The 15,501-nt window shown below is 49.5% G+C and carries 12 protein-coding genes; 6 read left to right on the top strand and 6 right to left on the bottom strand.

Annotated elements, in window-relative coordinates; translation table 11 throughout:
• Positions 1-91 precede the first annotated feature (91 nt).
• Positions 92-1,258 carry a putative 2-aminoethylphosphonate ABC transporter ATP-binding protein gene (locus CRO57_RS17450; RefSeq protein WP_097154757.1) on the top strand — a complete coding sequence of 389 codons (1,167 nt, stop codon included), beginning with the start codon at positions 92-94 and terminating at the stop codon, positions 1,256-1,258.
• Positions 1,251-3,266, top strand: coding sequence for a putative 2-aminoethylphosphonate ABC transporter permease subunit (locus tag CRO57_RS17445; RefSeq protein ID WP_097154756.1), 2,016 nt, complete (start codon positions 1,251-1,253; stop codon positions 3,264-3,266). The genes CRO57_RS17450 and CRO57_RS17445 overlap by 8 nt, the downstream gene beginning before the upstream one ends.
• Positions 3,267-3,360: 94 nt before the next feature.
• Here CRO57_RS17445 and CRO57_RS17440 read toward each other — a convergent pair whose 3' ends face one another.
• Positions 3,361-4,233: a LysR substrate-binding domain-containing protein gene (locus CRO57_RS17440; RefSeq protein ID WP_097154755.1), complete on the bottom strand. Its 873-nt coding sequence runs from the start codon at positions 4,231-4,233 to the stop codon at positions 3,361-3,363.
• 118 nt (positions 4,234-4,351) lie between these two features.
• Between CRO57_RS17440 and CRO57_RS17435 the strand changes: the two genes are divergently transcribed.
• From CRO57_RS17435 to phnY, 3 genes are all read left to right on the top strand, one after another.
• Positions 4,352-5,539 (top strand): 2-aminoethylphosphonate--pyruvate transaminase, encoded by a 1,188-nt coding sequence (locus tag CRO57_RS17435; protein WP_244580135.1) that lies wholly within the window; start codon positions 4,352-4,354, stop codon positions 5,537-5,539.
• A 37-nt stretch (positions 5,540-5,576) separates the two neighbouring features.
• Complete coding sequence (gene phnA / locus CRO57_RS17430; protein ID WP_097154753.1) at positions 5,577-6,821, top strand: phosphonoacetate hydrolase; 1,245 nt, start codon at positions 5,577-5,579, stop codon at positions 6,819-6,821.
• A gap of 93 nt (positions 6,822-6,914) precedes the next feature.
• A complete protein-coding gene (phnY, locus tag CRO57_RS17425; protein WP_097154752.1) occupies positions 6,915-8,363 on the top strand; it encodes a phosphonoacetaldehyde dehydrogenase in 1,449 nt (482 codons plus the stop codon).
• Between the two features lie 91 nt (positions 8,364-8,454).
• On the opposite strand, the gene CRO57_RS17420 is transcribed toward phnY, so the two are convergent.
• Positions 8,455-9,204, bottom strand: coding sequence for a DeoR/GlpR family DNA-binding transcription regulator (locus tag CRO57_RS17420; protein WP_097154751.1), 750 nt, complete (start codon positions 9,202-9,204; stop codon positions 8,455-8,457).
• Between the two features lie 142 nt (positions 9,205-9,346).
• Between CRO57_RS17420 and CRO57_RS17415 the strand changes: the two genes are divergently transcribed.
• Entirely contained in the window at positions 9,347-11,794 is a 2,448-nt protein-coding gene (locus tag CRO57_RS17415; protein ID WP_097154750.1) for a GcvT family protein, read from the top strand.
• A 91-nt stretch (positions 11,795-11,885) separates the two neighbouring features.
• Here the strand turns inward: CRO57_RS17415 and CRO57_RS17410 are convergent, their stop codons facing one another.
• The 4 genes from CRO57_RS17410 to CRO57_RS17395 are packed head-to-tail and all read right to left on the bottom strand — an operon-like array spanning position 11,886 to position 15,499.
• Positions 11,886-13,280: an NAD(P)/FAD-dependent oxidoreductase gene (locus CRO57_RS17410; protein ID WP_097154749.1), complete on the bottom strand. Its 1,395-nt coding sequence runs from the start codon at positions 13,278-13,280 to the stop codon at positions 11,886-11,888.
• Positions 13,270-13,614 (bottom strand): (2Fe-2S)-binding protein, encoded by a 345-nt coding sequence (locus CRO57_RS17405; protein ID WP_097154748.1) that lies wholly within the window; start codon positions 13,612-13,614, stop codon positions 13,270-13,272. The genes CRO57_RS17410 and CRO57_RS17405 overlap by 11 nt, the downstream gene beginning before the upstream one ends.
• Entirely contained in the window at positions 13,614-14,702 is a 1,089-nt protein-coding gene (locus CRO57_RS17400) for an NAD(P)/FAD-dependent oxidoreductase (RefSeq protein ID WP_097154747.1), read from the bottom strand. The genes CRO57_RS17405 and CRO57_RS17400 overlap by 1 nt, the downstream gene beginning before the upstream one ends.
• Positions 14,703-14,704: 2 nt before the next feature.
• Positions 14,705-15,499: an ABC transporter permease gene (locus tag CRO57_RS17395; protein WP_097154746.1), complete on the bottom strand. Its 795-nt coding sequence runs from the start codon at positions 15,497-15,499 to the stop codon at positions 14,705-14,707.
• Between the last annotated feature and the right edge of the window lie 2 nt (positions 15,500-15,501).

The raw sequence follows: 15,501 nt of genomic DNA, 5'->3' as shown, positions 1-15,501 counted from the left end.
TTGATGAAGGCAGGAGCCTTGACCAATACTGGCTCCTGCTTTTCCGCTGCAACAAGCGGATGCTCCAACAAGTCCCTGAAAGATCGTAATTATGCAAACCATGACCGCCCTGCAAGATGCAGAGGGCGAAGCTGTGCCTTCTCCCAAATTGTATCTGAGCATCAAAAATCTTTGGAAAGCCTTTGGCACGTTTCTGGCCTTGAAGGATATCTCGCTCGATATCAATGAAGGTGAATTTGTCTGTTTTCTTGGCCCCTCAGGATGTGGCAAGACCACGTTGTTGCGCGCCATTGCCGGACTGGATCTGCAAACTCAGGGAAGTATGACCCAGAATGGGCTGGATGTTTCAAACCTGCCTCCATCGGAGCGCGATTTTGGAATTGTCTTTCAGTCATATGCCCTGTTCCCCAATCTGACTATCAAGAAGAACATCGCTTTTGGCCTTGAGAATATGGGGCGTAGCAAGGACGAAATTTCCGGTCGGGTAAACGAGCTATTGGAACTGGTCGGTCTACCTGATCAGGGGGACAAATATCCCGCACAATTGTCCGGGGGACAGCAACAACGAATAGCACTCGCACGTGCCATTGCAACCAATCCCGGTCTTTTGCTTCTGGACGAGCCATTGTCGGCTCTGGATGCCAAAGTACGAGTGCATCTACGTCATGAAATCAAAGAGTTGCAACGAAAACTGGGTGTTACAACTGTGATGGTAACCCACGATCAGGAAGAAGCATTGGCCATGGCTGATCGGATTGTGGTGATGAATCATGGTGTCATTGAGCAGGTGGGATCACCAACACAGGTCTATCGCCACCCGGCCAGCTTGTTTGTAGCTGATTTCATTGGTGAGATGAATCAGTTCCCGGCCCGTTCTGCCGGTGATAATCTCATTGATATTGGTGGTACGATTGTAAAAGGCGAGCACCATGGTTTGCCCAAAGGTGATGCCATTCTGGCTGCCATCCGACCCGAGGATATCATTCCGCATGGTATGGGCGCACGTTCTCCAGGAGCAGATGACATTATCATCACACCGGAAAATGCGGTTACAGTCGATGTAACCGAGATGGAGTTTTTAGGGTCCTTCTGGCGTTGTCGCTTGCGCAATGAGATGTTCGGGGACAATGATCTGATTGCTGATTTCTCCATCAACGCCGTAAGACGCCTTGGCTTGAAGGAAGGCGGCCATATGACCATCGAACTGGATCAGGATCGCCTTATGGGCTTCAATCAGGAAGGGCGCCATAATGACTGATCTCTCCCAGCAATCTTTGCCTGCCGGGCCAGTCATAAAAGGCAAGCTCAGTCGTGATGATATCATGATGCGCGGCGGAATGATTGTGATTGCACTTTATTTGATCATCTCCCTGGCATTTCCACTCTATGCGATGTTGTCAAAGTCGTTTTCCACCTATCGGGTGGATCTGACGCGCTTCGAGTTCCAGCAAAGCAACGAAGACGGCATTTTTGATGGTTCCATCATAAGTGCTGCCGAGTTGAATGCAAAAATCCCTGTTTATTCAGATGCAGATCTGACAACAGGAGCAGACGGTCGTTTGACAGTCACCAAATGGTTTCCGAAATTCAGTTTCCGCAGTCCCGTCAAATATAAAGTACGCAATGTAGAACAGGGTGGACGTTTTCTGGTCAGTTCCACGCTGTATGATGGAACGGATTGGATTGAACTCAACTCCAATAAATTCCGACGAGTACAATTGCGACCTGTCAAGTCAACGGGGTTGGGCAATTTCGTAAGCTATTTTTCTACACCCGCCCTGTTTCAGTCCATCAAAAATTCACTTTGGATCTCGATCATCTCAACGATGATCACAGTCAGCCTTGCCTTCTGGTTTGCCTATGCCCTGAACCGGAGCTGCATGCGCTACAAGGGAGTATTCAGACTGATCGCCATGGCGCCCATTCTGGTGCCTTCTCTATTGCCCGGTATTGCTCTGGTCTATTTGTTTGGCAATCAGGGCATGATGAAGGAATTGCTGCTGGGGGCAAGTATCTATGGCCCCATCGGAATTGTCATCGGATCGGTCTTTTTTACCTTTCCCCATGCATTCCTGATCATTTCTACGGCGTTGGCCATATCAGATGCCAGGCTCTATGAAGCCGCGACAAGTTTGAGAAGCTCTCCATGGCGAACCTTTTGGACCGTTACAATTCCCGGCGCCCGCTATGGATTGATTTCAGCCGCTTTTGTGGTCTTCAATCTGGTAATAACCGATTTTGGTTTGCCCAAGGTGATCGGAGGTCAGTTCAATGTACTTGCGGTTGACATCTACAAGCAGGTGATCGGCCAGCAAAACTTTGAGATGGGCGCCGTCGTCTCCGTCGTGCTGGTCATTCCAGCTATTCTGGCATTTGGAATTGATCGTTTTGTGCAGTCCAAACAGGTTGCCCTGCTTTCAGCACGATCTGTCCCATTTCAGCCGCAGCCAGATCAAAAACGCGATCGTCTTCTGTTTGCCTATTGTTCTGCCATGGCTCTGTTCATTATCGGTTTGCTGGCAGTCTGTCAGTTTGCCGCTCTGGTGAAGTTCTGGCCCTATGATCTGAGCCTCAGTCTGAATAATTATCAATTTGATAAAATGGATGGCGGTGGATGGGGGTCCTATTTCAACTCTATCCAAATGGCATTGATGGTTGCGATCATCGGTACCGTGGTCGTCTTCTTCGGGGCTTATCTGGTCGAAAAGTCCAATGGGTTCAAAGTGGGCCGCTCGCTGTTTCAAATGATTGCCATGTTACCCATGGCAATTCCGGGCATGGTGTTGGGACTGGCTTATATCTTCTTCTTCAACAGCCCATCCAACCCCTTGCATTTTCTCTATGGAACAATGGCCATTCTGGTGATTTGTACCGTCACACATTTTTATACGGTCTCTCACCTCACAGCTGTGACCGCATTGAAGCAAATGGATCGGGAATTTGAATCTGTTTCTGCATCGCTCAAACAACCCACGATGAAATTGTTTACACGCGTTACGGTGCCGGTATGTCTACCAGCAGTTCTGGATATTTCCATCTATCTGTTCGTCAATGCCATGACGACGGTCTCTGCAGTTGTCTTTCTCTATTCACCCAAGACAACCCTGGCATCAATCGCGGTGCTGAATATGGATGACGCCGGTGATATCGCACCAGCCGCCGCAATGGGTATGATGATCTTCTATACCAATGCCGCAGCCCGTATCCTGCATTTGGTCATTTCCAAAGGGTTGCTAACCCGCACACAGGCCTGGAGATTCAGATAGAAGAAGATTTCCTTGCATCTACCAAATCCAGATCATCTATGAATCTACGTCCTAACATGCCGCCGGAACTCATCTGGCGGCATTCTCATGAATGTCAACGTTCAGCCAGCACGGTATTGGCGACATCCATGAATGCACGGATCAGCTTTACATCGCTCCGCTGCGTCAAATGAATCAGGGCTTCACTCATGGTGATATTGAGTTCATCTATTGGCAGAGGGCGCACTCTTTCATCCAATCCATATTCGGCTTGAGAGACAAAGCCCACTCCGGCACCCGATGCAACGATAGCTTGAACTGCCTCTCGACCTTCGGCAACAATCGCTGGACGATGCGTAAAATTTTGTTCCCGCAAGGCTTCTTCCAGTTTCTGGCGCGTTTTGGAGCCTTCTTCCCGGAAAATAAGCGGATAATCAGCCAATTCAGCAAGAGATATATGACACATGCTATCCGGAATAAGGTCTCGTGAGGCAAATGCGATGATTTCAGTAGTCGAAAGTTTCTGCATCTTCATGTCATTGCCAGGTCTAAGGCTGCCAATAACACCAATTTCGGCGTCATAACTGCGCAATTGGCTCACAACATCTTCCGAATTTCCCGTACGCAAGGTAACTGTCACATTGGGATAGCGCTTGCGAAAACGACTGAGAATTTCGGTAATATGATGAGCGGAGTCGACAATGACACGCAACTCTCCGTCAATTGCTGCTCCGGATTCTGAAATATAGTCCTCGATTTGTTGTTCAATTTCAAAAAACTGCTTTGTCAGACGGAAAAGGCGTTCCCCTTCCGGGGTTAAAAAAATGCGTTTTCGCTCTCGTGTGAAGAGCAGAACATCGTGAGCTTGTTCAAGTTTTCTCACCTGTTCGGAAATAGCGGGTTGCGTCAAATACAGAGCTTCCGCCGCGCGTGAAAAACCACCAAGCATTGCAACATGATGAAAAGCTTTTAACTGACTGTAACGCATAAGAAATTCCCAAAATTAATTCCATAAGCTCAGCTTATGGTTTCATTGTAATTTACAATTTTACATATGGATGGGTGCACTGCAATAGTGGGGACGAAATTAACTTCGGAGAATGCAAATGGCTGTTTCCGACCTTCGGATTGCTTCCCCAAAACTGGGCGAGCCTTACTTGTTAACCCCAGGCCCACTGACCACCTCATACGCTGTTAAACAGGCGATGCTGAAGGATTGGGGGAGTTGGGATGGTGACTTCCGCGCAATGACAGCAGAATTGCGCAAAAGATTGCTCGATTTGCTTGGTCCGGGTTCGGACGAGTTTGATTGTGTTCCAATGCAAGGCAGTGGCACCTTCGCCGTCGAAGCGATGCTGGCATCCTTTATTCCCAAGAACGGCAAGGTACTTGTGCTTGCCAATGGTGCCTATGGTATGCGGTCGGTGGAGACATTGGAATATCTGGGGCGTGAGCATGTTGTGCTCAACAAAGGCGACTATCTACCTCCGCGTGGTGAAGAGGTGGCGAATATTCTGCTTGAAGATCCAGATATCACACATGTCGTGGCCATTCATTGTGAGACCTCCAGCGGCATCCTCAATCCGGTTGAGGAGATTTCCGAAGTTGTCTATGCGGCGGGTCGAAAATTGCTGATCGATTCCATGTCCGCCTTTGGGGCTATTCCATTGGAAGCATCACAGATACGCTATGAAGCCATGGTTTCTTCAGCGAATAAATGTATCGAAGGGGTGCCGGGCTTTGGCTTCATCATTGCGCGTAAGGACGAGCTGGAAGATGCCAGGAACAATAGCCATTCATTGAGCCTGGACGTGCATGCTCAATGGGCACACATGAACAAATCCGGACAATGGCGCTTCACGCCCCCAACCCATGTTGTTGCAGCATTCCTCGAAGCATTGCGTGCGCATGAATTGGAAGGCGGCGTGGCAGGCCGCGGCGGTCGTTACAAACGCAACCGGGATGTCATGGTTGCCGGTATGCGTGAGCTGGGCTTCGAGACTTTGCTGGACAATCGTTGGCTCAGTCCGATCATTGTGACCTTCTTCTGCCCGACTGATCCCAATTTCGTTTTTGATCGCTTCTATGAATTGATGAAAAACAAAGGCTTCATCATCTATCCGGGCAAGCTCACCGTGGTCGATAGCTTTCGTGTTGGCTGTATTGGTCAAATGGATGAGCATGTGATGCGCAACGTGGTGGCTGCGGCCCGAGAAGCACTTGAGGAGATGGGAGTATCCGATGCCTCTCCTCCTGCCATAGCTTTGGAAGAGCGTGCCAAGCTGGCATCTTGACTTCAATTGTTTGAAACGACCCAAGTAAGGAAAAGATATGACGATTCAATCGCCTGTGATAGCGAATGATCGAACCTATAGCGTACCCAAGGTACCAGCAATTGCGATTTGTCTGGATGGCTGCGAGCCTGAATATCTGGATGTCGCAATCAAGGAAGGTTTGATGCCGACTTTGAAGAGAATCCGGGAGACGGGTACGGATCGTCTTGCTCATTCGGTTATTCCGTCTTTCACCAACCCAAACAATCTCTCAATCGCAACCGGGCGCCCTCCGGCGGTTCATGGAATTTGCGGCAACTACCTGATTGATCCGGATAGTGGTGAAGAAGTGATGATGAATGATGTGCGCTTTTTGCGTGCGCCTACACTTTTCAGCAAATTCTATGATGCTGGTGCTCGCGTGGCTGTCATCACTGCAAAGGACAAATTGCGTGCCTTGCTTGGTGCAGGCCTGCGTTTTGATGAGGATCGTGCCATCTGTTTTTCTTCCGAAAAATCCGATCAGGCAGTCAAGGCGGAAAATGGCGTGGACAATGCATCAGCCTGGTTGGGGATGGATGTACCGGAAGTGTATTCGGCTGAATTGTCGGAATTTGTATTTGCTGCCGGTGTAAAACTGCTGGAAGAGTGGAAACCGGATGTGATGTATCTGTCCACCACTGACTATGTTCAGCACAAATATGCACCGGATCAGCAAGGTGCCAAAGATTTTTATGAGATGTTTGACAAATATCTCGCTCGCCTTGATGAGCTGGGTGCAGCTGTGGTGGTGACGGCAGATCACGGCATGAAGCCCAAGCATCTGGCTGATGGATCTCCAGCGGTTGTTTATGTTCAAGACCTGATGGACGAATGGCTCGGAAAAGACAAAGCGCGTGTCATTCTGCCCATTACGGATCCTTATGTGGTGCATCACGGCGCGCTTGGCTCCTTTGCGACTGTCTATCTTCCCACCGAAGCCAACCAGAGCGATGTTATTGGCAAGCTGAATGCAACCGATGGCATCACCCATGTTCTGACGAAGGCAGAAGCCATGACAGCTTTCGAACTGCCTGGTGATCGTATTGGTGATCTGGTGCTGGTATCTGGCGAGAATATCTGCATTGGCACCTCGGAACATCGTCATGATCTGGCAGCACTGAAAGAGCCACTTCGCAGTCATGGTGGCTTGACAGAGCAGGAAGTGCCATTCATCGTCAATCGCAAGATTGACCTGCCGGATGCACCAACTTTGCGCAACTTTGATGCTTTCTATTATGCGGCAATGGCGGCTGCGCAATAACACTTGATGCGGAGAACTATGATATCGGGACGGTAATCTCTGTCCCGACAATTTGGATCGGTATGTCCTGAGCCCAGAAGGAAAGGCTTGTAAATGAGCAGAGTTGAAATCCGAAATGAGGGAATGCGTATTGGTGGAGAGGTGGTCTTTACCGAAGACACCGTGCCGGTGCATTATCCCTATACCAACGAGGTTATCGGAACAGTTCCCGCAGGCAAGGCCGAGCACGCGCGACAGGCCTTTCAGATTGCGGCTGACTATAAACCGACCTTGAGCCGGTATGAGCGACAAAAGATCCTTTTCCGTGCAGCAGAGTTGATTGTTGAGAAGCGTGAGTGGCTTGCCAAATGGCTGACGTTGGAGTTGGGAATTTGCCATCAACATGCACTTTATGAGACTGGCCGTGCCTATGATGTTTATATGCTGGCTGGCCAAATGACCATTATAGACGATGGACAGATCTTCTCGTGCGATTTGACGCCCCATGGGAAGGAACGCAAGATCTTCACCAAACGCGAACCGGTGCGTTCAATCTCGGCCATCACGCCCTTCAACCACCCGCTCAATATGGTGAGCCATAAGATTGCGCCTGCCATTGCCACCAACAATTGTGTGGTTTGCAAGCCAACAGAGCTCACGCCGCTGACTGCTATTGCACTGGCTGATATTCTTTATGAGGCTGGACTTCCACCGGAGATGTTCCAGGTTGTTACCGGTTGGCCCCAAGATATCGGTGAGGAGATGATCGTCAATGATAATATTGACATCATTACTTTCACTGGCGGGGTGCCAGTTGGCAAGATAATAGCGAATAAAGCCGGCTATAAACGCACCGCGCTTGAATTGGGAGGGAATGACCCTCTCATCATTCTGAATGATTTGTCAGACGAGGATCTGGACAAGGCCGCTGCTCTGGCTGTTGCTGGCGCGACCGGCAATTCAGGTCAGCGTTGTACGGCGGTCAAACGCATTCTGGTGCAAGAAAGCGTTGCTGATCGATTTGTGCCGATGGTTTTGGAAAAAGCCAAGAAGATCAAGTTTGGGGATCCTCAAGATCCAGAAACGCAGCTGGGATGTGTGATTCATGAGCAAGCAGCAGAGCTTTTTGAGAAACGGGTCTATCAGGCAAAAGAACAGGGAGCAGAAATTCTCTATCATCCCGGGCGCCAGGGTGCACTTCTTCCGCCCATCGTGGTTGACAAGGTGCCCCATGACAGCGAACTGGTTCGAGAGGAAACATTCGGACCGATTGTACCTATCGTACGGGTTCCAGACGACGACACGCAGGTGATGGAGATCTCCAACTCCACCGAGTTTGGTCTATCATCGGGTGTATGCACCAATGATCTGAACCGGGCAATTGCCTATATCGAGGGTTTGGATGTGGGCACTTGCAATATTTGGGAGCAACCTGGCTATCGCATTGAAATGTCACCTTTTGGTGGCATCAAGGATAGTGGAAATGCCGTCAAGGAAGGCGTACTTGAAGCCATGAAGTTTTTCACGAATGTGAAAACCTACTCTCTCCCATGGAAAACCTGAAGTTAAAATAATTCCCCACAACTTGATGACGACGGCATTGCAACTGGCCGTCGTCATTTTTTCATTGTGATCATTCCAATGATTGTTCGGATCAATTGTAAACTTCCAGATTTATCTCATTAATCCGCTCCATGATGAGCTTGTCCGGCATTTTATCAACGATTATGCCCGTTGCCAGGTTGGGGTCCGGGACACGTATCGGTGTTACCTTTGCAAATTTGGTCTGATCCACAACAAAGAATGACTGCTCTGCCTGCTTGATCATGGTCGCTCTCAAATAGGCCGCTATTTGCGAATAATCAGTAACCAACGCTTGCTCGCTCAGACCACCTACACCGACAAAGGCTATATTGACCTGATAGGTTTTTACTGCCTCAATGGTTTCGATACTGCAGGTACCAAAATCTGATTGAGACATTTCACCGCCCAACACGATAACCTTGTGTTTTTGACATCTCGCAATTCTTGCAATCGTGAAATCATTGGTGATGATGGTGAGATTTTCAAAGTCTTCCAATCCGCGCGAGATCGCCAAAGCTGTGGATCCTGAATCCATCAGGATCGACATACCATCCGTGACAAATTTTTTGGCAATATTTGCAATATGGTTTTTGCCATCTGCATTGACATCACTGCGATCTGCGATATCCGGCTCACGTTGTTTGATTGCCAGAGCGCCTCCACGAACCTGCGTAAGCTCGCCCAACTCTGACAAATGCTTCAAATCACGTCGGATTGTCTCCCGAGTAACGCCTAAAAGCGCGGAAATTTGCCGAATTGTCAAAGAGCCGGCCTGGTTCAAATGCTCCAGAATTTCGTTATATCGTTGCTCGGCAACCATGATATTTCCAATTTTACACGCTGCGTTGATTGCTCATTTTATCTGGTTCTCATCCCAAATCTAGTGGTTGTTTAAATTCTCTATTGCAATATTTTGCAAAATAATAGATCATTTTGCAAAATATTGCCAACTGGAGGGTCTTATGACAAAGCTGCCCAATCAAGCACAGGTCGTTATTATTGGCGGGGGAATTATCGGCACCAGTGTTGCCTATCATCTGGCAAAATTAGGATGGACTGATACTGTTCTTCTTGAACAAGGTCAGCTATCCAGTGGTACAACCTGGCATGCGGCCGGCCTTGTCGGCCAATTGCGCAGTCATGCCAACATGACTGGCCTCATTCAATATTCCACGGAGCTATACAGCCAACTGGAGTCCGAAACAGGGCTTGCAACAGGTTGGAACAATTGCGGATCTGTCAGCGTCGCGCGTACAGAAGATAGAATGACCGTCTTGCGACGGTCAGCAGCATCTGCGCGCGCACAAGGGATTGATATCGAAGTCATTACACCTTCTGAAGCCGCCAAGTTATGGCCACTGATGGCAACAGATGATCTCAAAGGAGCAGTCTGGCTGCCAGGAGATGGAAAGGCAAATCCAACCGATCTGACACAATCCTTGGCAAAAGGTGCTCGCCAGAACGGGGTAAAGGTGTTTGAAAAGATCCGTGTCACCAATGTCGAGACTGAAAATGGCGCAGTGAGTGCAGTCGTTACCGAACAGGGAACGATCAAAACCGAATATGTCATCAATTGTGCGGGACAATGGGCAAGAAAAATCGGACAAATGTGCGGTGTTTCAGTTCCTCTTCATTCCGCAGAACACATGTATATTGTCACTGAGCAAATTGAGGGCGTAAAGCCAGATTTGCCAGTTATGCGTGACCCTGATGGATATATCTATTTCAAGGAAGAAGTCGGCGGCCTTGTGATGGGGGGCTTTGAACCTGAGGCCAAACCTTGGGGTATGGATGGCATTCCTGACGATTTTGAGTTCTCCTTGCTACCGGATGATTGGGATCAATTTGAAATCCTCATGGAGAATGCACTTTTGAGGGTTCCGGCTTTGGAGCAATCTCAAGTCAGACAATTCTATAACGGGCCTGAAAGTTTCACCCCTGACAACAATTTCCTTCTTGGCGAAGCTCCTGAGCTCAAAAATTTCTATGTGGGTGCAGGCTTCAATTCCATGGGCATCGCAAGTGCGGGCGGGGCGGGGCGCGCTCTGGCCGAATGGATCGTCAATGGCGCTCCAACGCTTGATCTGTTCCCGGTCGATATTAGACGCTTTGCTCGCTTTAATAACAATCCGAACTGGTTACATGACCGCGTGAAAGAGACACTTGGACTTCACTACGCCATGCCCTGGCCGAACCGTGAGCTTGATACGGCACGTCCACTGAGACGGTCACCGCTCTACGCGCATCTAAAAGATCAGGGAGCCTGCTTTGGTTCCAAGATGGGATGGGAGCGTGCCAACTGGTTTGCAAAAAGTGCCGGGAAACCGGAAACGGGCTATTCGTTTGGCAAGCAGAATTGGTTCGATGATGTCAAACAGGAACATGACGCCGTTCGCAATCATGTTGGCATATTCGACCAAACATCATTCTCGAAATTCCTGATCCAGGGGCGCGATGCGTGTGCTCTCCTCAACAGATTATGCACTCGTGAAATCGACGCAGAAATTGGCCGGTCAATTTATACCGGATTGCTCAACGAACATGGTGGCTATGAGAGCGACTTGACAGTGATGCGTCTGGATCACGATCGTTTCCTACTTATCACCGGATCCGCGCAGACAACGAGGGATACGGATTGGATTTCAAAAGCTATTGAGCCAGATTGCCATGCAACTCTCACAGATATGTCCTCCGCCTATTCTGTTTTGTCAGTCATGGGACCTAAATCCCGTCAGCTTTTAGAACGCATCTCGGATGCGGACTTCTCTAACAGTGGCTTTCCTTTTGCAACAATCCAGGAAATTGACATTGCATATGCGAGCTGTTTCGCAAACCGAATGACCTATGTCGGGGAACTCGGGTGGGAGCTTTATGTACCAACCGAATTCACGGTAGGCGTCTATGAAGCCATCAAGCAGGTGGGGGCAGATCTGGGGCTCATGGATGCAGGTTATTATGCATTGGAGGGTCTGCGACTGGAGAAAGGCTATAGAGCCTGGTCGAGAGAGTTGACTCCGGATATCAATCCTTATGAGGCGGGATTGGGCTTTGCCGTAGACTTGGATAAACCATCAGGTTTCATAGGTCAGGACGCAGTGCGCGCAGCCAAGGAAACCGGACTGTTGAAGAACCGCATTATTCAACTAACCTTGGATGATCCGGAGATCATGCTATGGAGTGGCGAGCTGGTTTTGCGGAATGGCATTCCCATTGGGGAAGTCCGCTCAGCAGCCTATGGACACAGCGTCGGGGCTGCAGTGTGTCTGGCTCATATCCACGATGATGATGGACTACCGAAGGACTGGCTGGTGTCAGGAGACTGGACAATTGATATCGCAGGACAGGTTGTATCCGCAACATTGCACATGAGACCGGCTTTCGATCCCAAGTCTGAGCGGGTACGTTTGTAAGATATTTGCTTTGGAGTGATCTTTCAGCCAGACATGAAAATTGAGGGATATTGCCATCCCTCAGTTTTATATATGAGAAAATTGAAGGAATTCATTCCCCCGGATCAAGAGAGGCCAATTCTGCGATTGTGACTGGCTTGATAGGCGCACGGATACGATATGATCCCACTTCTTGCTGGCTCTGACCGGTTTCATGAGCAAGAATGTCACTCACCACAAGTCCACAATAGCGTCCCTGGCAAGGACCCATACCAGAACGGCCAAAAGCTTTGGTTTGATTGGGACCGGTGCAGCCAAGAGCGACATAGGAACGGATATCTCCGGCGGTTACCTCCTCGCAACGGCAGACAATTGTCTTGTCTTGCGGCAATCGCCAGCCAAGTGGCGGCGCATAAAGTCGATCAAGAAATGGCCGTGCCGCCAAAGCATCCCGACGTTTCCTGAAAAGGGATTTTGCTTTCGCATCTCGCTCTGTCTGATCGATTTTCCCCAGATCATGGGCAATATCAAGTACTGCCAATGCTCCTTCAAGAGCCGCAACATAGGCACCGCCAATGCCTGCCCCGTCCCCGGCGTTATGGATATTAAAGCAAGAAGTGCGCCCAAATTCGTCAATATGAGGTGTGAAACAAACCTGATCATTCTGCCAGTCATGGGTCAGGCCAAGTGAACGGCTAATCTGCGTATTGGGAACCACACCTTGATGGAGCAAAAAGATATCAGCTTTCAGTTTTTTGCGCTGCCCTTTATGTGTGAAGCAAACATGTTTTGCAATTCCGTTTGCGCCATCTTGTTCCTCTCCATGCAGGCTGATCTCCTCCACCGCTTTATAACGCTTTACGCCCGCCCATTGAAGCTTGGTCAGATAGCTCGCACCTTTCATCAACATGGACCAGCCCGCAAATCCTTTGGGCAATAAAGGCAGAGCAGAGCGGAGCGACGACAAGCTTTGTGTTTCCAGCATGGCTTTTGGCTTACAGCCTGCCGCCAGCATTTGAACAGCCATGAGATAAAGCAGTGGACCCGAGCCAACCAGAATAGCATTGTTCGGAACCAATCCCCCCGATTTCATCAGGATCTGAGCAGCGCCAACAGTCATCACACCAGGTCTGGTCCAACCGGGCAGGGGGCAGGCTCGCTCCAGTGCTCCAGTGGCGAGCAAGAGATGTCTACCTTGCACATGGTCCGCCTTGCCGTTCCGGGTGAAGTAGACCAAGCCAGTTTTCTGTACCTTCCAAACCGTTGCTACCGTAATATGCGTAATCAGTTCATCGGCCAGATCATCAACCAATTTTTGTCCAGCACTATAATCCGGGCCCAAAACATCAAGCTGTCGTGCAGAAGCCTTGGAAATATTACGATATATTTGTCCGCCTGCCTGATGCTGCTCATCAATGATGGCAACTTTCAATCCAAAATCGGCTGCTTGGCGCGCAGCCTGCATGCCAGCCGGTCCAGATCCGACGATCACAAGATCAAAGGTCATCTATATCTGTCCCTTTTTCATGCTGGCTTTGGTTCAAATCTTCATAGACGGGTTGGTTCTGGGGCATGGATGTAATCTTCAATCCCTCCTCAACAATGGTCATGCAGGCTTGCCGGGTTACCCCGTCAATTTGAACAAGACATTCAAAACAAGCACCCATCATGCAAAAGGGCCCTCTTGGGCTTTGGTTTTGCAGGGTCTGGCGCAAGGATTGGATATCATGAGATAACAAAGCCGCCGCCACACTGATATTCGACGCGACACGTAAGGGTTCACCATTGAAATGAACTGTAATCTCTTCGTTATCTGATTGTTTTGTCAAAGGCTGGAACATCAAAAACGCGCCTCACTGAAAGGAGAAAGATCCGGTGCATCATTTTTGCTCATTATCCAGCGTGGCAACAACTCACAATGGGCAGCTGCCAAAGTAATGCCACTGTGACAGGTAACAAACCAGGCATAATGATGTTTGTCTGAACGTTGATAGATGGGATACCCATCTGGGGACATGACCCGCAAGGCCGCCCAGCTTCGTACGATTTGAGCATTGGCCAACATCGGAAAAACATCTGCCGCATGGGCTGCAAGTGATGCAGTGGTCAAGACATCTTCATGATCGTTCAGTCCGACTTCAGCCTTTGATGCACCAATCTGGACACCTCCTTCATTGACCTGACGCAGAGTACCGGACGGGTGATCAAGGAAATGTGGCATTTTCTCAGTGATCAGAACCTGTCCCTGCTGTGGCCGCACCAGGGCCTTGAAGCCCAATTGTGGCCCCAGAGCTTGCGCACCCAATCCAGCAGCCAGCACCAGCCGATCGGCAACAAATCGCTCGCTATTCTCAGTGATCAGTTCCGCCTGATTCTCACCAGGAATGATCTCCATCACCCGAATATTGGTACGAATATCGCCACCCAGCATACGCACTGCTTGGGAAAGTGCACGCAACAATGACAATGGATTGACATGACTGTCTTCCGGGCAATAGCTGGCTCCATAAACTTTCGGACCTATTTGCGGAATTTTCTTTTTCAATTGCTCAGCACTGAGCATTTCAAAAGGATAATCACCATCCAGTTTGTCTCGTAAAGCTGACAATTCGGCTTTACGCTCCTTCATTTCTTGCGCGCTGAAACAATATTCCACGCCACCCTTATTCTCATAAGAAAGCTTCAGATTCGTGAGTTCTTCCAGCTCTTTTGCAAAACCGGACCAAAGCTTGGCTGATGTGCGAGTCCAGCGAGCATAGGGAGGAAAATCCGCTCCCTTTCCTTGCACCCAAACAAGTCCGAAATTGCCTCGTGAAGCGCGAAAGTCACCATCTGATCCATCCAGTACAAGCACTGGTTGGCCCGCCTTGAGCAAGCCATAGGCAAGAGAGAGACCGACCACCCCACCGCCAACAACAATTGTGCGCATGATCACCCCTTTCCGACAAAGACCTTGTCCAACCCATAGAAACGATCCAGCAACAACATGACCAGAAAAGTCAGGACAATCAAAACGGTTGAAATGGATGCAATCAGCGGATCAATCGTCTGGGTAATATGGTGATACATACGCACGGGCAGGGTTTGTGTCGCAGGAGAGGCAACAAAAACGCTCATGGTCAATTCATCAAAACTGGTGATGAAGGATAAGAGCCATCCACCTGCAACACCAGGCAGGATCAAGGGCAAGGTAATGCGCCGGAATGTCACCCAGCGAGAAGCGCCCAATGTCAGGGCCGCATCTTCTGCATCACGAGGTAGACCAGTTGCAGAGGCAAGGGACAAACGTAAGGCATAGGGCGTGACCAGGATGACGTGCGCTGCCGTAAGACCGACAAAGGAACCGCCAAGACCGATCTTGCTATAAAATTGCAGGAAAGCGACACCAAGCACCAGATGCGGTATCATCAACGGTGACAGCAAGAAAGCAGCAATGATATCTCGACCCCAAAACCGCTTGCGCGCAATGGCCAGAGATGCCGGAACAGCAATCGTCGTTGCCAGAGTTGCCGAGAGAAACGCCAACCAGACAGACACCCAAAAGGCATCGATAAAATCGGGATTATCAGCAATGGCGTAAAACCAACGCAGCGACAAGCCATCCGTTGGTAAGGATAGATAGCCTTTGTCAGTGAAGGAGACGGCAATCACCATCAGGAGGGGCGCCATGATGAATAGCACAAACAAGGCATGAAAAATCAGAGCAATGGGTCCAAGACGTTGCATAT

This window comes from Cohaesibacter gelatinilyticus (assembly GCF_900215605.1).
In the GTDB taxonomy this organism is placed as follows: domain Bacteria; phylum Pseudomonadota; class Alphaproteobacteria; order Rhizobiales; family Cohaesibacteraceae; genus Cohaesibacter; species Cohaesibacter gelatinilyticus.
The sequence above is the reverse complement of the archived record's forward strand: the minus strand, read 5'-3'. Positions and strand labels throughout refer to the sequence as shown.

Bases quoted from the DNA above. Each gene is read 5' to 3' on its own strand.
- CRO57_RS17395 (WP_097154746.1), bottom strand. From the start codon at position 15,499: ATGCAACGTCTTGGACCCATTGCTCTGATTTTTCATGCCTTGTTTGTG.
- CRO57_RS17400 (WP_097154747.1), bottom strand. From the start codon at position 14,702: ATGCGCACAATTGTTGTTGGCGGTGGGGTGGTCGGTCTCTCTCTTGCC.
- CRO57_RS17440 (WP_097154755.1), bottom strand. From the start codon at position 4,233: ATGCGTTACAGTCAGTTAAAAGCTTTTCATCATGTTGCAATGCTTGGT.
- CRO57_RS17405 (WP_097154748.1), bottom strand. From the start codon at position 13,614: ATGTTCCAGCCTTTGACAAAACAATCAGATAACGAAGAGATTACAGTT.
- CRO57_RS17415 (WP_097154750.1), top strand. From the start codon at position 9,347: ATGACAAAGCTGCCCAATCAAGCACAGGTCGTTATTATTGGCGGGGGA.
- CRO57_RS17420 (WP_097154751.1), bottom strand. From the start codon at position 9,204: ATGGTTGCCGAGCAACGATATAACGAAATTCTGGAGCATTTGAACCAG.
- CRO57_RS17445 (WP_097154756.1), top strand. From the start codon at position 1,251: ATGACTGATCTCTCCCAGCAATCTTTGCCTGCCGGGCCAGTCATAAAA.
- CRO57_RS17410 (WP_097154749.1), bottom strand. From the start codon at position 13,280: ATGACCTTTGATCTTGTGATCGTCGGATCTGGACCGGCTGGCATGCAG.
- phnY (WP_097154752.1), top strand. From the start codon at position 6,915: ATGAGCAGAGTTGAAATCCGAAATGAGGGAATGCGTATTGGTGGAGAG.
- CRO57_RS17435 (WP_244580135.1), top strand. From the start codon at position 4,352: ATGGCTGTTTCCGACCTTCGGATTGCTTCCCCAAAACTGGGCGAGCCT.
- CRO57_RS17450 (WP_097154757.1), top strand. From the start codon at position 92: ATGCAAACCATGACCGCCCTGCAAGATGCAGAGGGCGAAGCTGTGCCT.
- phnA (WP_097154753.1), top strand. From the start codon at position 5,577: ATGACGATTCAATCGCCTGTGATAGCGAATGATCGAACCTATAGCGTA.